We start from the raw sequence: 24,242 nt of genomic DNA, 5'->3' as shown, positions 1-24,242 counted from the left end.
GGCGGCGAGGGCGGGATAAATCCCTAATCACCAATCTTCCCATCACCAATCAGAGTGGGAGGGAATGGTGGGCGGGAGCGGTTACCGAGCCGCTTGGCTGGCTCCGGGCTTGGATTTGCGGGCGTGCCGGGGCTAGGGTAGCCGCTTTGATAATCCCGGCGGTGGCAGCCATGTGAAAAAATCACAGGCGTTCTCCGCGTTCAGAATCAGGACCCCATGAGAACCCTCGCTTGCCTATTGCTCGCCACTGCCATCGTTCACGGTGGCGAATTCGTATCGCTTTTCCCGAAGGACGGGCTGCCGGAGGGCTGGAAGGTGCAGCGCTGGGACGATGTGAAAGAGGAGGCTCCGCCGGGGGCGCTGTGGCGGGTGAAGGACGGCGTACTGCACGGGAGCGACATGCGGGGAACCTGGCTGGTGAGCGAGAAGGAGTACGGGGACTTCGTGCTGGAATTCGAATGGAAGCTGGGGGAGCAGGGCAATAGCGGCTGCGGGCTGCGCTTCCCGACGGAGGGAGATCCGGCCTTCGACGGGATCGAGCTGCAGATGGCGGATGCGAGGTACAATCCGCAGGCGAAGGAGTCCGAGCTAACGGGCGGGCTCTACCGGGCGGTGGCACCGAGGAAACAGGTCTACAAGCCGACGGAGTGGAACCACTACAAGGTGACGATGAAGGGGCCGCAGGTGACGGTGGTGCTGAACGGTGAGACGGTCCTGGATCTCAATCTGGACGAACAGAAGGAGACGGTGAAGCGACACGACGGGAAGGATGCGAAGCCGCTGGCGGAGAGGCCGCGGAGAGGACGGATCGGGTTTCAGGAATTGAGCCGCGGGGGGAGCTTCGTGCAGATCCGGAATGCGCGAGTGATGGAGCTGTGAGGGTGAGGAAGAGGAAGCAAAACCACGGAATACACGGAACACACGGAAAGGCTAAGAGAGGGCCCGGTTTACTTCTCGAGGAGCCAGGCGACGAGGTCTTGGAGGTCCTTGGCGGGAAGGGCTTGGAAGCTGGGGGGCATGAGAGACATGCCGGTTTCCTCGTTGGAGATGATGTCAGACGCGGGGATGCGGTGCTCTTGGCCGGCGGCATCGACGCAGACGAGGACTTGGCCGAGCCTGCCGCGCTCGAGGCCGGCGAAGGTGCTGCCGTCCTTGCGGGCGATGAGGTGAAGGCGGAAGTGGGCGTCGACGTTGCGATTGGGATCGAGGATGTCCTCGAAAAGTCGGGCGGGGCCGCGATTGCCGATGCCATCAAGCTGCGGACCGACCAAGGCACCCTTGCCGCCGATGGCGTGGCAGGCGGCGCAGTGGGTGGTGAAGAGTTCGGATCCGCGGGGTTTGTCAGCCGCGGCGGCATTGAAGGCGGCGCTGTGGGATTGGATCGCTTGATCGGCGGCAGCACGCATCTCCGGGGTGATGGCGGATGGCGGGGCGGGCGGAGGCGCGGGGAGGTAGGCGGCAAGGCGATCGCGGAGACCGGCGGGGGCGGCGTATTTCAAGAGCAGGGCTAGGCGCGAGAGTCGGACGGCGTGACCGGAGCCGGAGGAAAATGAGGCGACATCGATGAGCGCGGGCTCGAAGCCACCAGCAGCGAGCCACGCATAGGCGGAGCCGCTATCACCATCGGTAAGCTCGAAGCGGACTTTCTTCCCGGCGTGCTCGCCGAGTTCCCAGCGGATGCGAGTGGCGGCATCGTTCCGGGGCGGGGCGGCGCGGCGGAGTTCCTCGCCGGTGGTTTCATCGACAAGGCGGACGAAGGTGCGGGTGTGAGCTTCCTCGCCGAGCGGACCGGCATGACCGCAGAGCACGAAAGTGAAGGCAGGTGGAGCGGAAAAGGCGGCGGAACGCAGGGTGCCGGTGCGGCTCTCCGGCTCCGGGCCGCCACCATCGAGGCTGGAGATGACTTGGAGATCGCCGCCATCCTGCAGCGGGCGGGTCTGGATGGCCCACGGGATGGCGGGCGAGGCGGGATCGGCGATGGCGTTCCATGCTGCGGCGGACTGAGGCTGCTGACTCTCTAACAGCTTGGTGGCGATGGCCGAGGCCCAGCCGGTGATATCAGCCGCGGGCAGGTCGCCGCGCTGCTGGATGCCATCGACGATGGCGGCGAGGAGATCGGCTTGGGCGGCGAAGTCCAAGGGGAACTGCTCCTTGGCCAAGTCGGCGAGTTCGCCAGCGGGGATTAAAAGCGCGAGGCGGTTGAGTGACGCGGCGAGCTCCGAGGCGGGCTGTGGATGACTGCGGAGCTCCGCAAGAAGGTAGCGGGCGGCGCCCTCCGTCTGGACGGAGCGGGCGATGCGGAGGAGCTCCGCCTCCAGGCCTGAGGACATGGGGCCGCGGGGCAGCTTGGCGAAGGCATCCGGCAATTCGAGGTGCTTGCGGATGACGATGCGAAGCTGATGGCGAAGGGATTCGTCTTCCTCCGGAGCGAGGGCCATGGCACTGAGGAGATCCGGCAGCCAATCGACGGAGACGGGGCGGATGAGGGCCTCGACGGCGGCGCGCTTCTCGAAAGGATCCTTCCCGCCGAGCCAGCGGCGCACGGTGTCCAGTTGCTCCGGTGCGAGCGGGCCGGAGCGGGCCGCGAAGCGGAGTTGAGCGACGGGATCCGGCGCGGCACTCCCCTCCCCTGGCATGCCGTCGTTCTTCACGATGCGCCAGATGCGGCCGCGCTCGCGGTCGCGACCGGGGTGCTCCAAGGGAACTTCGTAGTGACCGATGACCTTGTTATAGAAATCGGCGACGTAGAGCGCGCGATCCGGGCCGATGCGGAGATCGACAGGACGGAACCAAGGATCGGCACTGCTCAGGAAATCCTGCTCCTCCCGGGCGATGGGGGTGCTGCCCTTGAAGCTCACGACATCGCAATTGATGCGGGAGGTGACGACATTCCCGATGAGGATGCGGTCCTGCCAATCATCGCCCCAAGTACGGGAGTTCAAGTAGGTGATGCCGCAGATGCCGGTGGAGGAGTGGCTGTGATGCATCATGACCGGGCCGAAGCCGAGGCCGTCATCCGGCTTGCCGAAGCTGGGATATACGGCACCGGGGATAAGCTGATAGATCGGGGCGCTGTGGCAATCCGCGCTGTAGAGATTCCCGAGATCGTCCCAAGCGAGGCCGAAGGGATTCACCTGGCCGGCGCTGAAGAGCTCGATGCGGCTGCCATCCGGGAGGAAGCGGTAGACATTGCCCGAGTTCAGCGTGAGCTCGGTGCCGGGATCCGCGGGCTTGGCGCCGTTGAGATTCTCCGGGCGAACCTTGAAGTGGCTGGTATTGCTGAAACCGTGGGTGGCATAGATCCAGCCATCCGGCGCGAGGCGGAAGCTGGAGTTGTTGCCATGGACATCCTTCTCCCAGCCGAGGGGGCCGAAGAGGATCGTGCGCTTGTCGCAGATGCCATCGCCATCGGTATCGTCGAAGAACCAGATGTTAGGGATGCTCCAAGCGATGCAGCCGGTCTTGTACGGGAGGACACCGGTGGGGATGTTCAGGCCATCGGCGAAGACGGTGCGCTTGTCGGCGCGGCCATCCTTATCGGTGTCTTCGAGGATGATGATGGCATCGCGGCTATCGGCGACCCGGGAGCCTTCCGCGTCTGACCAGCGCTCGCGGACGGCGGCGTAAGGATACTCGTGCGTGCTGGTGACCCAGAGGCGGCCGCGCTCGTCGAAGGCGATATTGATCGGTTTGTCGATCTGCGGCTCGGCGGCAAAGAGCTGGGCCTGAAAGCCGGGAGGAAGGCTGAAACCCTTGAGCTCTTCCTCGGGAGACAAGGGCCCGGATCCGCGAACCAAAGAGGTATCGAGAGCGAAGGCCTGCGAAACAAAGATGCAGCAGAGAATCGAGGACTTGGGTTTCATCCGGATCGTCTCTTACCACCCTATCCGGAGCTTCTTTGCAAGCTGACGTACAAATCCTATTTGTTACCTTCTTCGATCAGATATTCGCGCAATGCCTTCACCCGTTCGCGGGTGAGCTTGCCGCGAACACCTTCATGAACCAGCGGCCACATGCTGCCCCAGCGGGCCTCGGCATCGGCGCGGAAGGCGGCTTCGGCATCGCGGAATGCCACCCATGCGCGCTGGGAGCGCTTGAGCATTTCCTTGGCCTGGTCATCGAGGACGCCGATGACCTTGGCGTAGACCTCGTTGAGCTCCTTGTCGGCCTTGGCGAATTCGGCGGCGGCCTTGTCGTTCATCTCGAGCTGCGTTTGCGCGAAGGCGAGGGGAGCGCAGGCGAGGACGAAGAGGATGAAGGAGAGTTTCACGGCTCCAGACTGAGGCGGAGCAAAGGGGCATTGGCAAGAACGCGCTCGATCCGTGCCGATGGTCCTCCCGGTCGGGGAATGGCTAGCCGTCGAAGCCAGCGTCGATGAGGAGATCGCGACCGGTGGCGGCGGCGACGGCGAGGACGTCGCAGCGCTCGTTCTCCTTGTGGCCGGCGTGGCCCCGGAGCCACTTCCAAGTCATCTTGTGAGGGTCCGCGGCGGAGGCGAGGCGCATCCAGAGGTCTTGGTTTTTCACCGGCTGATTCGAGGCGGTGCGCCAACCCTTCGACTTCCAGCCCTTGATCCAGTTCTTGGTCATGGCGTCGATGACGTAGCGGGAGTCGGAGAGCAGTTCGACCTCGCAGGGCTCCTTGAGAGTCTCCAAGGCCACGATGGTGGCGAGGAGTTCCATGCGGTTGTTGGTGGTGCGGGTGAAGCCCTTGGCGAGTTCCAGGCGGTGCTTGCCGCAGACCATGACGACGCCGTAGCCGCCCGGGCCCGGGTTGCCCTTGCATGCTCCATCGGTATGGATGACGACGCGTCTCATTCGGCGGGGCGGAGGGAAGCGGGGCCGGGCGGAGGAGTCGAGGATTTCGTTTGGGGGTGCGGTTTGGGACCCCGGGTGTCACAAACGGGATCTTGGCGGAAGGGCGGGAATTTGCGAAGAAGGCTAGATACCCGGCCCGCGCCGTGCTGTCCGGCTCCCCTTCCCCATGCTAACAGATCTGCTCCGCGCCCTGCTCGGCCTGACGGCCATCATCGCCATCGGTGTGGCGCTGTCGGAGAACCGCCGGGCGATCGATTGGAAACTGGTGGGTGGCGGGTTGACGCTGCAGATCATCCTGGCGCTGCTGTTTCTGGTGGTGCCGGGGGCGGACGGAGTTTTCGAGTCGCTGGCGCAGTTTTTCGTGTGGGTGACGGATTTCTCGAAGGAGGGGGCGCAGTTCGTCTTCGGGCCGCTGGCGGATCCGGCCGCGATGGGCGGAGTGTTCGGCGCGGGAGGGGCCTTCGTGTTCGCCTTCCAGGTGCTGCCGACGATCATCTTTTTCTCCGCGCTGTGCTCGATGCTCTACTACTGCGGGGTGCTGCAGAAGGTGGTGTGGGCCTTCGCGTGGGTGACGAAGAAATTCATGCGGCTGTCCGGCGCGGAATCGCTGGCGGCGGCGGCGGAGATTTTCCTGGGGCAGACGGAGAGCCCGCTGATGATCAAGCCCTACATCGACCGGATGAACCGGAGCGAAATTTTCGCGCTGATGACCGGGGGTATGGCGACGATCGCGGGCGGGGTGCTGCTGGCCTACATCTCGATCCTGGGTGGCACGGATGAGGCGCAGCGCGTGGCCTATGCAAAGTTCCTGCTCTGCGCTTCATTCATGGCGGCACCGGCCTCGCTGGTGGTGGCGAAGCTGCTGATCCCGCAGACGGAGCCGATCGACGACTCGCTGCACGTACCGAAGGACAAGCTGGGCGCGAACTTCCTGGATGCGCTGGCGAATGGCACGAGCGAGGGGCTGAAGCTGGCGGCGAACGTGGGCGCGATGCTGATCGCCTTCATCGCCTTCGCGGCGCTGATCAACGGGATCCTCTCGCACATTCACCCGAGCCTGTCGCTGAACGTGCTGCTCGGCTATCTGTTCGCGCCGATCGCATGGCTGATCGGGATCGAGGGTGCGGACATCAAGGAGGTGGGCTCGCTGATCGGGACGAAGTTGGTCTTCAACGAATTCGTGGCCTATCAGGAACTGGGCGGGATGAAGGCGGCGGGCGAGCTTTCGCAGAAGTCAATCTACATCGCCACCTTCGCGCTGTGCGGCTTCGCGAACTTCGCGTCGATCGGCATCCAGTTGGGAGGAACGGGAAGCATTGCGCCGGGGCAGCGGCCGACGATCGCCGCACTGGGATTCAAGGCGGTGCTGGGTGGAACGATGGCCACCCTGATGACGGCGACGCTGGCGGGAGCGCTTTATTCTTGGGCCAACTGAGAGTTCACTGAGGGCTCGTGCGCAGACGGAAGAACTCGGACTGCGAGTAGAAATAGTTCTTGATGATGGTGGCCTTGCCGGCGGCGTCCAGAGTGAAGCTGCCTTCGACGCTCCAGTTCTCGAAGCCGTTTCCGATTGCCCGTTCCAAGTTGACCGTTTTACCAGGAAGCCATTTGACCTCGATCTTCACCTTGCCGTCCGGTTGATGAACCACGGAGGTGATTTCCGGGCCGGGGGTACCCACACCAGCGAAGCGGAGCATCACGTCGTTTTTTCCCGAGCCACCCTTATAGGTGATCTTGAAGACCTGACCATTGACGACAACCATTGCTCCTTCCGGAAGGCCGTTGAAGCTTCCGATCACGGGATCGGTTCCATCATTCTCAAGGAGGGTATAGGTCGAGCCGTTCATCGGGAGATAGCCGAGGGAGAGATTGAGCGTCATTCCGGTGAGATTGATCTCCCCGGTGATTTTCATGGTACCGAAGCCGGTGCCCGGGACCTCGCTGGTAAGATTGCAGGTGTAGGATCCGGAGCTTCCAATATTGGTCACGCCCTTCGACTGCATGTTCGTCAGCTTGAGGTTTCCGCCTTGGCTGGTGATGGGGCCAGTCTCTGCCGCGCCTTCGAGAGAGCCTCCGGTGACGAAGATCGGGCCCTGCCAATGCTCATAAAGCGCAACCTTGCCGGACTCGACATGAAGGGCGGTGAGCTCATCGCCGTTCTCGATCTCAGGATTGCGGTAGATGGTGAGGAATCCGTTTCCCTTCTTCCGGATGGCGGAGGACGCGGTGCCAGTGACCCTGAATTCTTCGCTGGCCGTGCCCATCTGCGCCGAGGAATCCGTGGTGAGGGTCAAGGTCCCGCTGCCGAGCTTGATGAGACCTTGGGTGAGGCCGAAGGTGGAAAGCACGGTTTCATTGAAGCCGTTCAGGTCGAAGATGCCTCCATTGGCAAACCAGATCGGCACCGAATCCGCGATCTGATTGGCCGCGGCGAGCTTGAGCGTGCCCAGCTCCAACTGAACAGGCGAGACGAGCGCATTGCCATTGCTCTTGGCCAATTGAAGGACGCCACCAGGCCGGACCATGGTAACGCCGGTGTAGGTGTTCGGCTGCGACCCCGCGAACTCCACGGTGCCGCCGTTGAGGATGGAAGGTCCGGTAGTGCCCGAGATAACACCTGAAAGCTTCAAGACTTTCGAGGAGCTCGAAACCATTGCCGGACTACCGCCGAGCACCATCTCTCCGGCCACCTCGGCCGAGTCATAAGACTCGAGCGCTCCATCCAGAAAGATCTTCTCGGATGCCGGGACCACGATAGGATCGTCGATCCGCAAGGTCGCACCCTCGCGAACACGAGTGACCCCCGCGCCGGTGCCCAAGGATGCTGCGTTGAAGATGTCAAGCCGGCCGCCCTTGATATCCACCGTTCCGGTGAAAGTGTTAGCCGCTTTCAACTGGAGAGATCCCGCACCCGTTTTCACGATGCCGGTCGCGGTGATGCCGTTCGCGATCGGAGCGGCGATGGAGATCTGGGAATTGGCCAGAGGAATCGAGAAAGTCCGGTCACCGGCGCCCAGAGAGATCACTCCGTTTCCCGTCGTGAAGATCGAAGCACCCGAGTTGATCGTTTCCGAGGTCGTCACGGTGCCGCCGAGGACGATCGTGCAATCGGTGTAAGCGCGGATCGTGCAATTGCCGGCGATCGACACGTTCCCGATGGTTTCACTGACGACGGTTCCGGAGCTGGCGGGAGAAGCCGAGAGAATTCCGTTCTCGAGTTCGATCTCGGCGGAATCGGGAATCTGGTGCGATGTTCCGATCGTGCATGAGCCGCCAATCAATTGAAGTTTACCGCCGAAGCAGGGAGTTCCGGCGATCTTGCTCAAGTAGATGGACCCGCTCTCGCCTCGCAGCGGACCGGTGAAGCTATTGGCGGCACCGCCGGCATTGAACCGGAGCGAGCCGCCTCCTTGTTTGGTGATACCGCCGTTGCCTGCCACGACACCTTGGAGATCGAGCGTGCAGGAGCCCAGAAGGTTGATACGGCAAGTGGCCTGCAAGCTGAGGGCGGGCTGCCATGTGACGGTTCCCGAGGGACCGGTGAGCTTGAAGTTATCACCTGCCACACCCGTGAGAGTCACGGGGATGCCAGCGGTGGAGAAGACATAGTGGCCCGAGGTGAGATCCACCTCGATGGCATCCACCTTCAAGTTGCTGACGTTCGGGCTGCTGTTCTTGACCGTCGCGTTGGCGGGGAAGACGAGCTTCACGGGAGCGGCTTCACCGGCGACCGGGACGCCGCCGGAGGACCAGTTGGCGGGATTGCTCCAGAGGGTGTTCGAGCCTGCGCCTGACCAGACGTGGGTGCCGGCGAAGGAGGCGGCAGGCAAGGAGAGGAGGAGGATGGTGCGGATGGTTTTCATGAGAGGATGAGGCGGTGTCTTGATCTGCGTCTTTCATCCCATGCTTCGTGAAAACACGGAATAGGACCTCCGGCGGACAAAGCGCCTCTCATGATGCGAAGAGATCCGACTTTGGTCGGATGCCGCGGATGATCTGCACTCTTCCCACGCGCTGCGAGCTGCGCTATCACCTGCGGACTCATCCGCATGAGCTCCGATTCATCCTCCCCGCAACGACCTGCCAGCGAGCAATTCGATTTCCTGATCGAGAGGATCGGCGCGCTGCCGCTGGATGAGATCCTGCGCGACCTGCTGCGGCAAAGCGCAACAACGCTGGGAGTGGAGCGTGTAGGCTACTGGAGCATGGAGGGAGGCGCGCGGTCCATCCGTCGCGATCTTCAATACTATCTCTCCACGGGCAGCTTCGACGAGACCCCGCTGCGTTTGGAGTCGAAGACCTATCCCGCCTACTTCGGTGCGTTGAACGAAGGATCGAACCTGGTGGTATCCCATGATTCGATGGCGGATCCGCGGCTGGCGGAATTCCGCAGCGCGTACTTCACGCCGCTGGGGATCGCCTCGATGCTGGATGCACCGGTACACCGGCATGGCCAGCTTTTCGGCGTGGTATGCCACGAGCATGTAGGATCCGTGCGCGAGTGGACGGCAGCGGAAGTGGACTTCGCCCGCTATGTGGCGCAGTGGATCGCGCTGGCGGTGGAGATCGACGGACGGCAGCGGGCGGAGATCGCGCTGCGGGAGAGCGAGGCGCGCTACCGCACGGTGATCGAGCACAGCCCGACACCGACGGTGGTGGTGGACATGGGCACGGGACTCTTCGTCGAGGCGAACGAGAGCGCGCTGCGTTTCTACGGTGTGGATCGTACTTCGCTGCTATCCGGTGGTCCGGCGGATTTCAGCCCGGAGCATCAGCCGGACGGACGACCAAGCGCCGAGTCCGCCAAGGAGAAGATCGCGATGGCTCTCTCTGGCGAGGAGCCGCGCTTCGACTGGACCCACGTGCATGGCGACGGCCATCTCATTCCCTGCTCCGTGCACCTGGCGCGCATGCCGGGGAAGCGGAGCGAACGGGTGGTGGCCACGGTGATCGACCGCACGGAACAGACACGCACGGAGGAATCGATGCGGCGGGCGCTGGAACAGGAGCGGGAGCTGGGCGAACTGCGATCGCGATTCACCTCGATCGTTTCGCACGAATTCCGCACGCCGCTCGGCGTGATCATGTCCGCCGTGGAGCTGCTGCGGAATTACTTCGACCGACTGGACGAGGAGAGGCGGAGCGAGCTCTTCGAGGACATCCACCAGGCAACCCGGCGGATGGGCGACCTGATGGAGCAGGTGCTGGTGCTGGGCCGGGCGGATGCCGGCAAGCTGGGATTCAGTCCGGTGCCAACGGATCTGGCAGCGCTGTGCCGGAAGCTGAAGGACGAGGCCCTGAGCGCTAGCGGAAGCAAGTGCCCGGTAACGCTCTCCATCGAAGACGATCTATCGGAGGCGGAGGTGGACGAGCCGCTGCTGCGCCATATCTTTTCCAACTTGCTCTCGAATGCGGCGAAGTATTCCGCACCGGGAAGTCCGGTGGAGTTCGAGGTGAAGCGGGAGGGACCGGAGCTTTTCTTCCGCGTGGCGGACCGCGGCATCGGCATCCCGAAGAAGGATCAGGCGCGGCTATTCGAAGCCTTCCACCGGGCAACGAACGTGGGAGAGATCCCGGGAAGCGGTCTGGGACTGCTGATCGCGAAGCGCTGCATCGAGCTTCACGGAGGGAGCATCGACTTCGTCTCGGCAGAAGGCGAAGGCACCTCGGTGAATGTGAGGCTTCCCTTGTGTTAGACAGCCGGACTCAGCGTGCGGCGTGGGCTGCGCCACGCAGCATCGTCTCCGCGATCAGAGCGTAGAGATCCGTCCAAGCAAGGCGGGTCTCAGCCGTGAAGTCGCGGGCGAGGACGGTCTCCAGCATGGCGAGCAAGGCCGTTCCGACGGTGGCATAGTGCTCCCTCTTCACGCCATAGGCCACGTGGCGGGCCCCGAGATCCTCCAAGGTCGAGGTGAGCTCGCCGGGACGCTCGAGCAGGCTGAGGGCGGCGCCGAGCATCTCCATGAGCTTGCGGGCCTGGAGTTCGATGTCGGTCTTGAAAAGCGGGCGCAGGCTCGGATCCAGTTCGAAAAGACGCTGGTAGAACACCAGGGCGGCGACATGGGACTGCCGTTCGACTTGGATGAACGACTTGCGCACGCGGTGGATCTGATCGGCGGTCAACACCCCGCTATTCAAGCACCGGAGAGGATTTCGCGCACTCCGACTTTAGTCGGATGGATTTTCAAACGCAAAAGTGCAGGATGCCGCCACTCCCAGCCATGAAGAAGATTCTCGTGATCGAAGACCAAGCCCCGATGCGGCGGAACCTCGCGCTGATGCTGGAGATGGAGGGCTATACGGTGGCGACGGCAGAGAACGGGCGGATCGGCGTGGAAGCGGCGCTGCGCGACAAGCCGGATCTGGTGATCTGCGATGTGATGATGCCGGAGCTAGATGGCCACGGGGTGGTGCAGACGCTACGCGGCGAGAGCAGCACGGCCACGCTCCCCTTCATTTTCCTGACTGCCCGCAGCGACAAGGCGGATGTGCGGATCGGGATGAACTTCGGCGCGGACGATTACTTGGTGAAGCCGGTAAACCGCGACGATCTCCTCGCCGCGGTGGAATCCCGTCTGGCGCGGGCGGAGGCGGTGGAAGCGCGGGTGCAGGAGGCCGCCTCGAATGGCAGCTTCCACCCGGATTTCTCCTCGCACGAGCCGCTGATGAGCTTCGGCCTGACGAACCGCGAGGCGGAAGTGCTGCTGTGGGTGGCGCAGGGAAAGAGCAACGCGGATGTGGCCGCGATCCTAGGGATGAGCGAGAAAACGGCGAAGCAGCACCTCGGCAGCATCTTCGCGAAGCTGGGGGTGGAGAACCGGAATGCGGCGGCGCTGCAGGCGGTGGAGGTGCTGGGGAGGCCTAGAAAAGGCTGATTTCCGGCCGCCCGTCATGTTCCCGTAATGTTTCGTGGCAAGGGTGCGCTTCCGCACCCTCATGAAAACCCTCTGCGCCCTTCCCCTCCTGCTCGCCGCGTGCCTGCCGGCCGCCGCTGCCCTGCGAATCAACGAGGTCCATGCCAATCCGCCCGGCACCGATGCCGCCGGGGCAGTGGGCTACGAATACATCGAGATCATCAGCACGAGCGGTGGGGTGGAGAGCACCGACGACTACTGGGTGCTGCTGATGGATACGGACGGGAACAACATGGGCCGGGTGGACGGCGCATGGAACCTGACCGGTCTGGCGACGGGCACCAACGGTCTGCTGTTGCTGGGAATCGACTTCGCCGCGACCAACGGCGGGCCATGGGCGGGGCGCACGGCACCCGGCACGGCCTTCGGCAGCATCGCGATCCCGCCGGACAAGGACGGGCTGATCGAGCCAAACCGAGCGTGGTCGATCCTGCTGGTGAAGAATTTCGGAGGGACGGTGGGCGTGACCGACATCAGCAGCGCGGAGACGACGCTGAACACGGGCATCAAAAACAACCTGCACGATGCGGTGGGGCTGAACGAGCGGCTCTCCGGGGTGGACCCGCGCAACCCGCCCACGCCGATCGCGAACATGAACCAGAGCGGCTACTCGGCGGGGAATGTCTCGCGGATGGCGGGCAACTTCACGGCGAATAGCGCACCGGCATGGTTCGGCGGGGAGATCAGCGGCTCGACCGGGACCTCGGTGTCGTTTCACCCGACACGACGCTTCGGGACCGACCCGAATCCGGTAGCGACCCCGGGTGCACCCAACGTGGCACCGGTGCTGGCCGATCTGCGAATCAACGAGGTGGGATTGAATCCGCCGGGTTCGGACGGCAACAATGAGTTCATCGAGCTGATCAAGGTCGGCGGAGGTGCCACCACGGGGCAGGGCTATCACCTGCTGGTGGTGAACACGGACTCTAACAGCGATGCCACCTGTGGGTCGGATCGCTCGCTGGGTGTGATTGTGGAGGCCTGGGCGCTGGATGAAGTGGAATTCGGCGCGAACGGGCTGGCGCTGATCGGCCAGGACTACGACGACGGCCTCTCGCCGTGGCGCGATCACACGGATGCCGCGACGATCCTCTCGGACATCGGGAGTAGTGCGGATCCGGACGAGATCAAACTGGGGAACAGCGATATCGGTAACGAAATCTGGGCACGCGAGGCCGGGGTATGCGGGCTGGACCGCACGAACGAGGGCTTCACCCTGCTGCTGGTAAAAGGATTCAGCGGCAGCCCGCTGCAGGATCTGGATCTGAACGACGACGGAATCTTGGATGCAACGCCGTGGGAGGAGCTTAAAGATAGCGTGGGCTTCGACGGCGGCGGCGCGACCTATGCGACAGCGGACCTGACGCAGAGCGGCTATCTGCCGGACAACATCTCGCGGAAGGCGGGAGATACCGCCGCGAACAGTGCAGCGGCCTTCTATGGCGGCAGCCATCCGGGGGAGAACGGCCTGAACATCGCTTTCGGAACTCATTTCTTCGGCGGCTTCCGCGGGCATGCGACACCCGGTCGGGCGAATCTTTCCGCGGCACCGGCGACGGCTCCACTGCTGGTGAGCGAAGTCAACTTCGCCCCGGCGACGGCGGCGGCGGAATTCATCGAGATCGCGAGTGCGGGGGACAAGATCGCCCCGACGCAGGGGAATTCGCTTCTGATAGTTTCAACCGCGGCGGCGAATCGCGGGCAAGTACTACAAGCCTACGACTTGAACGGCTACTCGACCGGCCCGAACGGACTGCTGCTGCTGGGCGAGAACTTCGCGACCCAAGCGGGTGCAATCTTTCCGGCGGGGACGGTGCGCGCGGACACGGCGGTGGAGAGCGGTCCTGTCGGCTTCACGGCGGGGAGTTTGCCGAACCAAGACATCGCCGTGCTGCTGGTCACGGGCTTCAGCGGTTCCGCAGGGATGGATCTGGATGCGAACAACGACGGGGTGATCGATGCTGGGATCGGCTTCACCATCACGAACGGCATCGCGCTGGGGCCGCTGGCACATCCCGCGGTGAGCGTGGTGAATCCACCGACGCAACCCGGCAATCTCTCGCAAGTAGGCAGCAACAGCGGTGAATGGTATGGCGGGGCGAGCGGCAGCGGCCTGGCCTATGCACCGGGTACGACTTTCGGACCTTTCACCGGCGCGGTGACCCCGGGCCAGCGGAACCATGCCGCGCAGCCGCGCCCTCTGGCACTGCTGATCAACGAGGCGAACATCAACCCACCGGGAGCCGATCAGAACTACGACTTCGTGGAGCTGATCTCGCCGGCGATCGATTCGCAATCGGCGAACGACCTGACGCTTATCGCGATCGACACCAGCGCGGGTGAGGACGGGTTGGGCAACATCGGCGAGATCTCACGGGTGTGGAACCTCGACTCGCTGGCCACGGGACGGAACGGCCTGCTGCTGCTGGGCGATGGCTATGACAGCGGCGGTCCTTTCGCGGCCGTGAAGTCACTGCCGACCGCGACTGCGGATCCAGTCGGGATGGGTCAGGACGCCTTGGCCAGCAACGACGGGATCGCGCTGCTACTGGTGAGGGGATTCACCGGTAAACTCGGACAGGATCTGGATGCGACCAACGACGATGTCCTGGACTCAACGCCTTGGACGGAGGTGGTGGACGCCATCGCCTTCGGCAACGCGAGCTATGGCTTCCCCAATCTCTCTCAGGGCAGCTATCGCCCGGACAACCTTTCGCGTGGCGGCCGGGTGGCAGATCTGGTGCCTAACAGCTCGGCGGCGTGGTATGGCGGCGGGATCCTGGGGACGACGGGAGACTCGACGGCCTTCGATCCCTCCAAGCGCTTCGACAATACCGGAGCCGTGGTAGAGCCGGCGGGAACTCCGGGGCGGCACAATCTGGGAGGCTTCCTGGATGACGCGGTGGACGATGATCAAGACGGCCTGGCCAACCTGCTGGAGCTCGGCTTCGGGAGTAATCCGGGCCTGGTCTCCTCCGCGGCCCGACCGGTTTCGTCGGTGATGCAGATCAGCGGGCAGAACTATCTGGCGCTGTCCTTCTCGCGACAGAAAGGCGGCACGGGAAGCCCGGGCGACTACACGGCGAATGGTCTGCGCTATCGCGTGCAAGCTTCTCCCGATCTCACGACTTGGGGATCTGCGAGCTTGGTGCAGGTCTCGGCCGCCGACAATGGAGACGGTCTAACAGAAACGATCGTGGTCCGCCTGAGCGAGGCAAGCATCGCGCCGAACGCAAAGCGCTTCCTGCGCCTGAACCTCACCCGCCTCTGATCATGCAGCTCGCCCTCGCCCTGCCGGAGTGGATGGTTCCACCGAACGCGATTGATCCGGGATCGGCCGCGCTGGCGCTGCTGGTGACGGTGGTGCTGGCCTGCGGAATCGCTTGGCTGCACCGCTTCACCGCGCGCGGTGCCGGTCACACGCAGGACTACTCGCACACGCTGGTGATGATCTCAGTGGTCACCGCGGCGCTGATCATGGTCGTAAGCAAGAGCGTCTCGATCGGTCTGGCGATGTTCGCGGCCTTTTCGTTGATCCGCTTTCCATCGAGTGTCGGACGCTCGATGGACCTGGCCTTCGCGTTCTTCGCGATCGCGGTCGGGATGGTGGCGGGATCGGGGCATTACTTCACCGCCGCCTTCGTGACCCTGCTGGGTGCAGGAGTGATCTTCTATCTCCACTCGCGCAATGCCTTCGCGCCGAAGCGTTCATCGCACATGCTCACGGTGAGCTTGGCGGCGGATTCGGATTTTCAGAGCATCCTCTCGCCGGTCTTCGCAAACCACACGCTGGAGAGCCGCTTGATGGCGACCGTGCCGCAGGACGGCAGCGACCGGACGCTGGTGCGATACGGCGTGGTGCTGAAGGACGGGACCCGTCTGCCGGTGCTGGTGGAAGCACTGCACGAGGTGTGTGGGAACCACCGGATCCTGCTGGAGCCGACGGACCAGACTTTCGATCTGGAGAGGTAGCGAAAGATTGGGGGGGAGGACGTTACCATTCGAGAAGGTATAGGGCGCGAGACGCACCCCCTCCTTGATCAAATCACGCCGAGCTCCTTGCCGGTCTTCACGAAGGCTTCGATGCCCTTATCGAGTTGCTCGCGGGTATGGGCGGCGCTGATTTGGGTGCGGATGCGGGCCTTGCCCTGCGGGACGACGGGGAAGAAGAAGCCGATGGCGTAGACGCCGTGCTCGAGCAGCTTGTCGGCAAACTTCTGGGACAGGGCGGCATCCCCGAGCATGACGGGCGAGATCGGATGGTCCTTCCCGGCGATGGTGAAGCCGGTGCCGGCCATGGCCTCGCGGAAGTAGGTGGTGTTGTCCTTCACGCGGTCGGCGAGTTCGGTGGAAGCTTCGAGCATTTCGAAAACCCTCAGCGAGGCGGCGACGATCGGGGGGGCGATGGTGTTTGAGAAAAGGTAGGGGCGGGAGCGCTGGCGCAGGAGCTCGATGATCTCCTTCTTGCCGGAAGTATAGCCACCGGAGGCACCACCGAGCGCCTTGCCCAAAGTGCCGGTGGTCACATCGATCTTGCCGAAGAGGCCACAGTGCTCGTGAGTGCCGCGGCCGCGGGCGCCGAGGAAACCGGTGGAGTGGCAGTCGTCGAAGTGGACGAGGGCGTTGTATTTGTCGGCGAGGGCGTGGACCTGATCGAGGTCGCAGATGATGCCGTCCATGGAGAACACGCCATCGGTGGTGATGAGCTTGAAGCGCGCGCCATCGGCATCCGCGGCCTTGAGCTGGGCTTCCAGATCAGCCATGTCGTTGTTCGCGTAGCGGTAGCGCTTGGCCTTGCAGAGGCGGACGCCATCGATGATCGAGGCGTGGTTGAGCGCGTCGGAGATGACCGCATCCTCGGGGCCGAGGAGGACCTCGAAGAGGCCGCCATTCGCATCGAAGCAGCTCGGGTAGAGGATGGTGTCCTCCGTGCCGAGGAACTCGGAGATCTTTTCCTCAAGCTGCTTGTGGAGAGTCTGGGTACCGCAGATGAAGCGCACACTGGCCATGCCGAAGCCCCAGCGGTCCACGGAGGCGCGGGCAGCTGCGACGACCTCCGGATGATCCGCGAGGCCGAGGTAGTTGTTCGCGCACATGTTGATGACCTCGCGGCCGTCCTTCAGGCGCACGGTCGAGTTCTGCGTGGAATCGATGAGCCGCTCGCGCTTGTAGAGCCCGGCGGATTCGATTTCAGAGAGCGTCGTGCGGAGGTGGGAAGCGAGCGCGTCGGAATACATGACGGGGCTTCTTATGAACGCGAACGGCGCGCGACGGAATGCGGATTTCGCGCAGGAAAGCTGCGGAAAGGGGTCCCGAGCACATTTTGACCGAATAGAACGAGCGGGTCATCCGTTTCAGACAACATGGCCATGACCCGACTTCTCCCCCTCGTGCTCTGCTCGATGCTTCCCTCCCTTGCCATCGCCCAGGAGGTGGCACCCGAACCGGACCCGCTACCCGAAAACTTGGGCGTCCATGGCGGTGGTGTTTGGGAATTTCTGGATGGCTCCGATGACAGCTCCCGGGTGATGCGCTTCCCGGCGGACAGGGAGAAGGAGCGCCGCCTGCCACTCCGGGTGCGACTGGAAACCTGGGAGGCTCCCGCGATCGAGGTGGCAAAGCGCCTGGACGATCTCCAAGGGGCCGAGAGTCTGGCCGCCCTCCGCGCCGAATGCCTGACCGGCGCGGGAGGCGTAAGGCTGATCCATAGCCCGGTCACCGGGGCGGATGCCTCGACCCAGATGAAGGCGGAAGCGATCTCGGAGCGAATCTACCCGACCGAATACGAGCCGCCGAGCCTACCCTGCGGACCGATCACCGAGAAGCCCGAGCCTCCGCCTCAAACACTTCCGGAGTCCTTGGAGAGGCTGATGACCACGGCGACACCGACCTCGTTCGAGACACGGAATACCGGGACCTCATTTTCTGCGGTGGCTCAAGCGGTGGCGGTGGAAGAGAAGACCTGGGACCTGGCGGTGCTATTCGAGGACGTGGCGTTCCAAGGGGCGGATCACTTCGGCCACGAAAGCCTGGATCTCACCATGCCAGCCTTCGCTTCCTTCCGGACCGGGGGCCTGATTCGGTTGAAGGAAGGCCAGTGGCGCTTGCTCTCCGTGATGGAACCACCGCGCGAGCTGGACGGGAAGCACAGCGACAAGCGCTGGGTCACGCTGGTAAGGATTGATCCCGAGGGCTGAGAAGAGATCTTATCCCCTACGCCTCGTTGACGTCGCCGGGTTGCGTTCGCGGCGGTGGTGCAAGACGTCGAGGCTGCGACGCTGGTTCACGGCGCGGCGGAATGCGCGTGACCTTTGCATTCGGGAGCATCCGGGGGGCCGACCGTGGCCCGGACCATCGGACGAATCCAGGCCGATCGGACTCGGGGAGGTCCGGCCACCGGAACGCAGCTTGAGCAGAGCCGATGCGGGCCAACAGGTATGCAAAACATGCGAATGCCAAGGCCTGAGCCCCGAGAGAACCCCAAGGCGCCAAGTAGGCGGCACTCATGATCGGTTCCCCCGCTTGAGGTTCTATCCCTTCCAGGATAATGGCCGACACCAGAAGAAACCACCAAGCGATCACGATGTACCCGATCCCGGCAGCGGCCCGATGCTTGAAGGTGGTTATCGCGATCCGCCGCAGCACCAGACAGGGAGAAAACCAGTTTGCTACCGGGACGAAGTGGCAAAAGACCGCCCACACGGGACCGGTCTGATTCCGACGATCGATCACCGCGGTGTTTTTCGCGCAGCGCGCAAGCCACCATAGGTAGAGTACCATGGTCGTTACCGAACTCACCGTTTGGATCTTCTCCAAGAGTTCGACCACTTCAGCGTTCGGGAAGACATGGATAAGCAGCCTCACCACGAACAGAGCTCCCGCGCTGAAGGTCGCCAACCGCCCCAAGAGACGCGGATCCTTCAGCGGCCCGGTCCCCTCTGAAGGGGCCGCGGCACCGGAAGCCGCCGCCGGAGGAGAATAAGGATTTAGATCGGGGTCGTCATGCATCTCCGGAATAGAGCGATCGTAACGATCTATCTGCCGTCCGCACATCTTGATTTTTGCCGCCTCCGGTCGAAGGGACACGAAAAAGCGCCGCTCCCATGAAGGAAGCGGCGCTTGGGAAAAGTCTGGCCGGATTAGCGTGAAGCGACGGGCTTGATGGCCTTGAGGGCGTCCTTCACGGAGTCCTCGAACTCCTTGTCCATCGGGTGGCCGTGCCAGATCAGCTTGCCATCCGCGCCGAAAACACAGGCGTGCGGGATGCCATCGCTGGCGACGCCGCTGGAGCCGCCGGAGAAGACTGGATACTGGACGCGGGCGGGTTTGAGGAGCTTCATGATCTCTTCCTTGGAGCCCTGCTGGCGCTCGAGACCGATGACCATGAGGCCCTTCTTCTCATAGCGCTTCGCGAGCTTGGCCATGTCCGGCAAGCTGGCGATGCAAGGCGGGCAATTCACGCCCCACTCCTCGATGACCACGACCTTGCCTTCGAGGGAGGCCTTGTCGAACTCGACGCCGTTCACGACTTCGGCGGGGATCTGGGCCTTGCTCAGGGTGGTGTCCGGTACGGACGCCGCATCCTTGTCTTTCTTGTCCGCCATGGCGGGCAGTGCGAGCGCACAGAGCGCTGCGACGATGGAGGTAATCGCTTTCATGGTAGGTGCTGTCTTTGATCCAACCCGTGGATAACGAGTCTGTTGGCGGGCTTTCTTTATCTTTTTTCAGGCTTTGGCGAGAAATCTTGAAATCGGGAGAAAGCAGCCAAACTTACTGATCATCGCCGCGCCCGGAGCGGCGTCCGAGGCCATTTTGCGGCCCCGGGAAACGCCGAATGTTCTACATTGCCAAGCCCTTCCAGCTCGGCCATCGTCCCGGCCCGTCCCGAAAACCTGTCATGCGTCTCACCTGCATTCTCGCACTGACCTGTCTCTTCGCCGCCTGTACGCCGCCGCCCAAGGCCGTGGAGGTACCGGAAGAACCGATGACGAAGCCGAGGAACAAGCCGACGCGGGTGGACGACACGCCTGTAGCCCCGCTGCAGATGGTGAACCAGGGGGCGCCCAAGCTGCTGCCGGACCTGACCCAACGGCTGCCGGATGCCCGGGACATGCGGGCAACGACCGAGCAGCCGAAGCAGGATGGCCCCACGGTGCGGGCCAAGGCACCGGACGCTAGCGAATGATCACGCGCCAGCCCGCCGGGCGATGGCAGCGCGGGTAAGCCTGACGGTAGCAGGCGGAGCCGTACGTCGGATAGGCCGAGCTCCAAGTGCTGGACCAGCCGCGGCTCCGACGCGGGCCCGGGCTCCCCTTCAAGGCGCGGTCCCGGCGTTCTTCCCGGGCCACCCACTGCGGGATGAAGGGCTCGGGGATCTTGGAAGATTCCTTCTCCACGAGGGCGACATTCCCCTTCGAATCATACCAGACGGTCTTCTCCGCCGCGGCCGCGGGCAGAGAGGTGATTGCCGCGAAGAAGAGGATTCCCGCCTTCATGTCTCCAATCTGCCGCCGGGATTGCCGCTTGGCAAGCGCCCCCGGGGGCCCTAACCCGGAGGCTCCGCATGCAGCGCCCGCCCAAGAAATTCCATCCCCATCCCTTCGCCTACCATCAGGAAATCGAGCTCCGGATCGATGCCCTGAGCAATCTGGGGATCGGAATCGGCCGGATCGACGGCTGGGTGATCTTCGTGCCCTTCTGCCTACCGGGGGAGCTCGTGAAGGCGCGAGTCTTCCGCAATGACAAGAACTGCTCGCAGGCGGACCTGATGGAAGTGCTCGAGCCGGCCCCCGAGCGGACCGAGCCCGGCTGCCCTCTCTTCGGGACCTGCGGCGGCTGCCAGTACCAACACCTGAACTACGAGGCGCAGCTGGCGTGGAAGACACGGCAGGTGGGCGAGTTGTTACAGCACATGGCGGGAATCGAGTTCCCGGTGGAGCCTTGCATCCCCTCCCCCGCACTCTGGAACTACCGCTCGAAGATCACGCCTCACTTCGACCGTCCACGCGATGGCGAGATCGAGGGCATCGGCTTCCTGCCGATCGGCCGCCGCAGCGGGATCATCGACGTGCCACAGTGCCCGATCGCGATGGCGGAGATCAATGCCGCGCTGCCGCGGGAGCGGGCCTCGATCCGGCAGCGGGCGAAGTCCTTCAAGAAAGGCGCGACCCTGCTGCTGCGCGCGACCGAAGGCCGGGTCGAAACGAACCCGAACGCGGTGGTGACCGAGCACGTGGGCGAGCTGTCCTTCGACTTCCTGGCGGGCGATTTCTTCCAAAACAACCCCTTCATCCTGCCCGCCTTCACCGGACACGCAGGGGGTGAGGCCTGCGAAGGCGGGGCACGCTACCTGGTGGATGCCTACTGCGGCTCCGGCCTCTTCGCGCTGACCCTGGCGAAGCACTTCGAGCAGGTGGCGGGGGTGGAGGTAAATGAATCCGCCGCCGATTGGGCGCGCCGGAATGCGGAGACGAATGGCATCACGAACGCGACTTTCATGGCGGCATCCGCCGAGGCGATTTTCGCGGACATCCAGTTTCCTGCGACCGAGACAGCGGTGCTGATCGACCCGCCGCGCAAAGGTTGCTCGCCGGAGTTTCTGGCGCAGCTCATCGCCTTCGCCCCGGCGCGGGTGGTCTACGTGTCCTGCGACCCGGCGACTCAGGTGCGCGATCTGGCGATCCTGAAGGAAGGCGGCTTCAAGCTGGGGAAGGTGCAGCCCTTCGACCTCTTCCCGCACACGCGGCACTTGGAATGCGTAATGACCCTGACCCGCGCATGAGTGGGACGCGGCAGGCATCGACAGTGCGGCGATTCACCCCTAGGCTCTGCCACGGATGACGCTCGCCGAGTTGGGTTGGGATGACTTTTTTGCCGAGGCTTTTGCTCCTTACGAAGCGAAGGGCTGGTTCCCCGCGCGGCTGATCCGGGAAACGACGATCAACTACAGCGCCTTCGTGGGAGAAGATCCCGAGGACGTGGAGGAGATCGACGTGGTGCTCTCCGGCAAGGTCTGGCACGACGCGGAGACGGATGCGGATCTGCCGGCGGTGGGCGACTGGGTGGCGGTGGAGCTGGGCGGCGAGAACGAAGATCACGTGATCCGCGCGAGCCTGCCGCGGAAGTCCTGCTTCTCCCGCAAGATGCCGGGGAAGAGCGTGGAGGAACAGGTGATCGGCGCGAACGTGGATGTGGTGGCGGTGGTCACCGATTCCGGCCCGGACCATAACCCGCGGCGCATGGAGCGCTACTTCACGCTGATCGGTCGCAGCGCGGCGAAGGCGGTGGTGCTGATCAACAAGTCCGACCTGTGCCCGCCAGAGCACAACGAAGCCTGTGCGCGGGAACTGCGCGCTCTCTCCGCCGATGCGGACATCCATGTGACCAGCGCCCTCACCGGCGAGGGGCTGGAGGTGCTGCAATCCTATCTGAAGGACGGCGTGACCATGTGCGTCGTAGGTTCCTCCGGAGTCGGCAAGTCCACGCTGGTGAACCAGCTCTACGGCGAGGAGTGGCAATGGACCAGCGAGGTGAATGACGTGACCGGCAAGGGCCGCCACACGACGACCTCGCGCGAACTCGTTCCCCTGCCCTTCGGCGGCATGCTGATCGACAACCCGGGGATGCGGGAGATCCAGATGTGGACCGACGAGCAGACGCTCCGCGAGAGCTTCGCCGACGTGGAAACGATGGCGCTCGAATGCAAGTTCGCCGACTGCAAGCACGGCAACGACAAGGGCTGTGCGATCCGCGCGGCGGTGGCGGAGGGCACGCTGGATCTACATCGCTTGGAGAGTTTCCTGCGGCTGGACGACGAGATCCTGAAGCTGCGGAAGCTGGCGAAGAAGCGCCAGATGACGGTGGAGCGCTGGGCCAAGCGGAACCACCGGGTGAAGGCGCGGAACCTGAACGACCGGATCCAATTGGAAAAGGACGAGAAGGGGGACTGGGAGTGAGGAACTGCGGACTTTGAACGTTGAACTCCGAACTTTGAATGGAAGAGGTTGTTGGGGAGGATTTTCAGGTTAGGAATATGGTTATGAGGTTTTTCGCTATTGCTGCCGCTGCACTCCTGCCGATGATTTCGATGGCCAAAGAAGAAGCGCCGCCGAACGGACCGGTGAAGGTGGAGGTGGCGGAGAAGCAAATTAGCTCGGGCGTGCAGATCCTCGACGTGCGCACGGTGGATGAGTGGGAAACCGGCTATCTCAAGGGAGCGAAGCGGGTGACCTTCGGCGAGGAAGGATTTGTGGAGAAAGCGAAGGCGACGGTGGACCCTAAGAAGCCGGTGCTGGTGTACTGCCGTAGCGGCAAGCGCTCGGAGAAGGCGGCACAGCAATTGCGCGCAGCGGGATTCACCGCGGTCTCCGAGCTGGAGGGTGGAATCATCGCTTGGGAGAAGGCCGGTAAAACGCTAGTGAAGGGCAAGTGATCGCCCCGCTCCGCGTCCTGTGCTGGTTGCCGCTGCTGGTTTTGGCCGGATGTGCCAGCCATGCGGCGGAGTCGCCGCTGCCGCCGAAGCTGATTCAGGAGCTGAAAGTTGCTTGGCCGAAGAACCGGACGATCCATGTGATCTTTCACGGCCATAGCGTGCCTGCGGGCTATCACAAGACGCCGGAGGTGAAGCCTTTCGAATCCTATCCGCTGATGGCGATGGAGAAGATCCAGAAGGCGAATCCGCATGCGGTGATGAATGCGATCGTCACCGCGATCGGTGGCGAGGACAGCGTGAAGGGTGCGGCACGGTTCGAGAAAGATGTGCTGAGCCTGCGGCCCGACGTGATCTTCATCGACTACGCACTCAACGACCGGCGCATGCCGGAGGCCCAAGTGGAGAAAGCCTGGCGGTCGATGGCGCGGGCTGCGAAGAAGAAGGGGGTGCCGGTGGTCTTCCTGACACCGACGGGAGCCGATGGCGCGCGCTACGATGCTCCCGATGAGCCGCTGGAGATCCGCGCCGCGATCATCCGCAAGGTGGCTTCGGAAGAGGGAGTGCCGGTCGGCGACGTGCTGGTCGCATGGAAAGCAGCGCTGAAAGGGACACGGCAGGAGCGATTGCTCGCGACCGGGAATCATCCGAACAAGAGAGGCCACGAGATCGCGGCGAAGGTGATTGCCCGCATGTTCGGCGTTCTCTAGAATGAAGGCCATGCCGTCGGGAGATGACGAGGCCAAGTGGAGCTTTGACGAGCAAGCCGACTACGCGCGCTCCGGCGCTTCGCGGACCGAGCTGACAGCGGCTGGCACGGTGGTCGCGATCTGGGTGGGCATCAGTTTCCACACCAGCGGCTTGGGCTACGCGATCCGCACGCTTGCCTTCCATCTCCTGCCGCTCGCCTGCATCTGGAAGCCGGAGATCCTCGGGAAGGCGGGCCTCCGCTTCGATCCCTTCGTTAAGATGGACCAAGCGACTCCCGAGAGGGTGGTGCGACTCGCGGGCTGGGCTTGGCTCTTCCTGCCACTGCTGGTGATGGTCACGGCCAAGCTGATCCGGTGGTCTGCTTGGTAAGAA

At 63.6% G+C, this 24,242-nt stretch carries 22 protein-coding genes; 13 read left to right on the top strand and 9 right to left on the bottom strand.

Annotated features, from left to right (window positions below; all coding sequences use genetic code 11):
* The first annotated feature begins 216 nt into the window (after positions 1-216).
* Positions 217-879: a 3-keto-disaccharide hydrolase gene (locus OJ996_RS03405; RefSeq protein WP_264511176.1), complete on the top strand. Its 663-nt coding sequence runs from the start codon at positions 217-219 to the stop codon at positions 877-879.
* 68 nt (positions 880-947) lie between these two features.
* On the opposite strand, the gene OJ996_RS03400 is transcribed toward OJ996_RS03405, so the two are convergent.
* From OJ996_RS03400 to rnhA, 3 genes are all read right to left on the bottom strand, one after another.
* Complete coding sequence (locus OJ996_RS03400) at positions 948-3,863, bottom strand: PVC-type heme-binding CxxCH protein (RefSeq protein WP_264511174.1); 2,916 nt, start codon at positions 3,861-3,863, stop codon at positions 948-950.
* Between the two features lie 56 nt (positions 3,864-3,919).
* Positions 3,920-4,270, bottom strand: a complete 351-nt coding sequence (locus OJ996_RS03395; protein ID WP_264511172.1) for a lysozyme inhibitor LprI family protein — start codon at positions 4,268-4,270, stop codon at positions 3,920-3,922.
* 82 nt (positions 4,271-4,352) lie between these two features.
* The gene (gene rnhA, locus OJ996_RS03390) at positions 4,353-4,817 is read right to left on the bottom strand and encodes a ribonuclease HI (protein ID WP_264511170.1); all 465 of its coding nucleotides are present in this window, start codon (positions 4,815-4,817) and stop codon (positions 4,353-4,355) included.
* 166 nt (positions 4,818-4,983) lie between these two features.
* Here rnhA and OJ996_RS03385 point away from each other — a divergent pair, with 166 nt between their 5' ends.
* On the top strand, positions 4,984-6,252 hold the full coding sequence (locus OJ996_RS03385) for a NupC/NupG family nucleoside CNT transporter (RefSeq protein ID WP_264511167.1): 1,269 nt from the start codon (positions 4,984-4,986) through the stop codon (positions 6,250-6,252).
* A gap of 4 nt (positions 6,253-6,256) precedes the next feature.
* Here the strand turns inward: OJ996_RS03385 and OJ996_RS03380 are convergent, their stop codons facing one another.
* Positions 6,257-8,680: an autotransporter-associated beta strand repeat-containing protein gene (locus tag OJ996_RS03380; RefSeq protein WP_264511165.1), complete on the bottom strand. Its 2,424-nt coding sequence runs from the start codon at positions 8,678-8,680 to the stop codon at positions 6,257-6,259.
* A 186-nt stretch (positions 8,681-8,866) separates the two neighbouring features.
* On the opposite strand from OJ996_RS03380, the gene OJ996_RS03375 reads away from it, so the two are divergent.
* A complete protein-coding gene (locus OJ996_RS03375; RefSeq protein ID WP_264511163.1) occupies positions 8,867-10,513 on the top strand; it encodes a sensor histidine kinase in 1,647 nt (548 codons plus the stop codon).
* Between the two features lie 10 nt (positions 10,514-10,523).
* Here OJ996_RS03375 and OJ996_RS03370 read toward each other — a convergent pair whose 3' ends face one another.
* Positions 10,524-10,943: a globin family protein gene (locus OJ996_RS03370; RefSeq protein WP_264511161.1), complete on the bottom strand. Its 420-nt coding sequence runs from the start codon at positions 10,941-10,943 to the stop codon at positions 10,524-10,526.
* 95 nt (positions 10,944-11,038) lie between these two features.
* Here OJ996_RS03370 and OJ996_RS03365 point away from each other — a divergent pair, with 95 nt between their 5' ends.
* The 3 genes from OJ996_RS03365 to OJ996_RS03355 all read left to right on the top strand — a co-directional run bounded on the left by OJ996_RS03365 (position 11,039) and on the right by OJ996_RS03355 (position 15,703).
* On the top strand, positions 11,039-11,692 hold the full coding sequence (locus OJ996_RS03365) for a response regulator transcription factor (protein WP_264511159.1): 654 nt from the start codon (positions 11,039-11,041) through the stop codon (positions 11,690-11,692).
* A gap of 61 nt (positions 11,693-11,753) precedes the next feature.
* Positions 11,754-15,002, top strand: a complete 3,249-nt coding sequence (locus OJ996_RS03360; RefSeq protein ID WP_264511157.1) for a hypothetical protein — start codon at positions 11,754-11,756, stop codon at positions 15,000-15,002.
* A 2-nt stretch (positions 15,003-15,004) separates the two neighbouring features.
* Complete coding sequence (locus OJ996_RS03355; protein ID WP_264511155.1) at positions 15,005-15,703, top strand: DUF4956 domain-containing protein; 699 nt, start codon at positions 15,005-15,007, stop codon at positions 15,701-15,703.
* Positions 15,704-15,771: 68 nt separating this feature from the next.
* Here OJ996_RS03355 and kbl read toward each other — a convergent pair whose 3' ends face one another.
* On the bottom strand, positions 15,772-16,968 hold the full coding sequence (kbl, locus tag OJ996_RS03350) for a glycine C-acetyltransferase (protein WP_264511152.1): 1,197 nt from the start codon (positions 16,966-16,968) through the stop codon (positions 15,772-15,774).
* 132 nt (positions 16,969-17,100) lie between these two features.
* Between kbl and OJ996_RS03345 the strand changes: the two genes are divergently transcribed.
* A complete protein-coding gene (locus OJ996_RS03345; protein WP_264511150.1) occupies positions 17,101-17,928 on the top strand; it encodes a hypothetical protein in 828 nt (275 codons plus the stop codon).
* A 16-nt stretch (positions 17,929-17,944) separates the two neighbouring features.
* Here the strand turns inward: OJ996_RS03345 and OJ996_RS03340 are convergent, their stop codons facing one another.
* Both OJ996_RS03340 and OJ996_RS03335 read right to left on the bottom strand, forming a co-directional pair.
* Entirely contained in the window at positions 17,945-18,817 is an 873-nt protein-coding gene (locus tag OJ996_RS03340) for a DUF4328 domain-containing protein (RefSeq protein ID WP_264511148.1), read from the bottom strand.
* A 53-nt stretch (positions 18,818-18,870) separates the two neighbouring features.
* Positions 18,871-19,389, bottom strand: a complete 519-nt coding sequence (locus tag OJ996_RS03335; protein ID WP_264511145.1) for a TlpA disulfide reductase family protein — start codon at positions 19,387-19,389, stop codon at positions 18,871-18,873.
* A gap of 239 nt (positions 19,390-19,628) precedes the next feature.
* Here OJ996_RS03335 and OJ996_RS03330 point away from each other — a divergent pair, with 239 nt between their 5' ends.
* Entirely contained in the window at positions 19,629-19,916 is a 288-nt protein-coding gene (locus tag OJ996_RS03330; protein ID WP_264511143.1) for a hypothetical protein, read from the top strand.
* Here the strand turns inward: OJ996_RS03330 and OJ996_RS03325 are convergent.
* Positions 19,906-20,226, bottom strand: a complete 321-nt coding sequence (locus tag OJ996_RS03325) for a hypothetical protein (protein WP_264511141.1) — start codon at positions 20,224-20,226, stop codon at positions 19,906-19,908. The two genes, OJ996_RS03330 and OJ996_RS03325, sit on opposite strands and share 11 nt — an antisense overlap.
* A 68-nt stretch (positions 20,227-20,294) precedes the next feature.
* On the opposite strand from OJ996_RS03325, the gene OJ996_RS03320 reads away from it, so the two are divergent.
* From OJ996_RS03320 to OJ996_RS03300, 5 genes are all read left to right on the top strand, one after another.
* Positions 20,295-21,512: a class I SAM-dependent RNA methyltransferase gene (locus tag OJ996_RS03320; RefSeq protein ID WP_264511139.1), complete on the top strand. Its 1,218-nt coding sequence runs from the start codon at positions 20,295-20,297 to the stop codon at positions 21,510-21,512.
* Between the two features lie 55 nt (positions 21,513-21,567).
* Entirely contained in the window at positions 21,568-22,686 is a 1,119-nt protein-coding gene (gene rsgA, locus OJ996_RS03315; protein WP_264511136.1) for a ribosome small subunit-dependent GTPase A, read from the top strand.
* 131 nt (positions 22,687-22,817) lie between these two features.
* Positions 22,818-23,162: a rhodanese-like domain-containing protein gene (locus OJ996_RS03310; RefSeq protein ID WP_264511134.1), complete on the top strand. Its 345-nt coding sequence runs from the start codon at positions 22,818-22,820 to the stop codon at positions 23,160-23,162.
* Positions 23,159-23,869, top strand: a complete 711-nt coding sequence (locus OJ996_RS03305) for an SGNH/GDSL hydrolase family protein (protein ID WP_264511132.1) — start codon at positions 23,159-23,161, stop codon at positions 23,867-23,869. Before OJ996_RS03310 ends, OJ996_RS03305 begins: the two co-directional genes overlap by 4 nt.
* 10 nt (positions 23,870-23,879) lie before the next feature.
* A complete protein-coding gene (locus OJ996_RS03300; RefSeq protein WP_264511130.1) occupies positions 23,880-24,239 on the top strand; it encodes a hypothetical protein in 360 nt (119 codons plus the stop codon).
* The last annotated feature ends 3 nt before the right edge of the window (positions 24,240-24,242 follow it).

This window comes from Luteolibacter rhizosphaerae (genome assembly GCF_025950095.1).
Lineage (GTDB): Bacteria > Verrucomicrobiota > Verrucomicrobiia > Verrucomicrobiales > Akkermansiaceae > Haloferula > Haloferula rhizosphaerae.
Note: the sequence above shows the minus strand (reverse complement) of the source record. Positions and strands in the feature narration are given on the sequence as shown.

Coding starts and splice junctions, on each gene's coding strand:
- OJ996_RS03365 (WP_264511159.1), top strand. CDS start 11,039: ATGAAGAAGATTCTCGTGATCGAAGACCAAGCCCCGATGCGGCGGAAC.
- rsgA (WP_264511136.1), top strand. CDS start 21,568: ATGACGCTCGCCGAGTTGGGTTGGGATGACTTTTTTGCCGAGGCTTTT.
- OJ996_RS03380 (WP_264511165.1), bottom strand. CDS start 8,680: ATGAAAACCATCCGCACCATCCTCCTCCTCTCCTTGCCTGCCGCCTCC.
- OJ996_RS03310 (WP_264511134.1), top strand. CDS start 22,818: ATGGCCAAAGAAGAAGCGCCGCCGAACGGACCGGTGAAGGTGGAGGTG.
- rnhA (WP_264511170.1), bottom strand. CDS start 4,817: ATGAGACGCGTCGTCATCCATACCGATGGAGCATGCAAGGGCAACCCG.
- OJ996_RS03360 (WP_264511157.1), top strand. CDS start 11,754: ATGAAAACCCTCTGCGCCCTTCCCCTCCTGCTCGCCGCGTGCCTGCCG.
- OJ996_RS03400 (WP_264511174.1), bottom strand. CDS start 3,863: ATGAAACCCAAGTCCTCGATTCTCTGCTGCATCTTTGTTTCGCAGGCC.
- OJ996_RS03335 (WP_264511145.1), bottom strand. CDS start 19,389: ATGAAAGCGATTACCTCCATCGTCGCAGCGCTCTGTGCGCTCGCACTG.
- OJ996_RS03325 (WP_264511141.1), bottom strand. CDS start 20,226: ATGAAGGCGGGAATCCTCTTCTTCGCGGCAATCACCTCTCTGCCCGCG.
- OJ996_RS03405 (WP_264511176.1), top strand. CDS start 217: ATGAGAACCCTCGCTTGCCTATTGCTCGCCACTGCCATCGTTCACGGT.
- OJ996_RS03345 (WP_264511150.1), top strand. CDS start 17,101: ATGACCCGACTTCTCCCCCTCGTGCTCTGCTCGATGCTTCCCTCCCTT.
- OJ996_RS03320 (WP_264511139.1), top strand. CDS start 20,295: ATGCAGCGCCCGCCCAAGAAATTCCATCCCCATCCCTTCGCCTACCAT.
- OJ996_RS03385 (WP_264511167.1), top strand. CDS start 4,984: ATGCTAACAGATCTGCTCCGCGCCCTGCTCGGCCTGACGGCCATCATC.
- OJ996_RS03355 (WP_264511155.1), top strand. CDS start 15,005: ATGCAGCTCGCCCTCGCCCTGCCGGAGTGGATGGTTCCACCGAACGCG.
- OJ996_RS03375 (WP_264511163.1), top strand. CDS start 8,867: ATGAGCTCCGATTCATCCTCCCCGCAACGACCTGCCAGCGAGCAATTC.
- OJ996_RS03300 (WP_264511130.1), top strand. CDS start 23,880: ATGCCGTCGGGAGATGACGAGGCCAAGTGGAGCTTTGACGAGCAAGCC.
- OJ996_RS03330 (WP_264511143.1), top strand. CDS start 19,629: ATGCGTCTCACCTGCATTCTCGCACTGACCTGTCTCTTCGCCGCCTGT.
- kbl (WP_264511152.1), bottom strand. CDS start 16,968: ATGTATTCCGACGCGCTCGCTTCCCACCTCCGCACGACGCTCTCTGAA.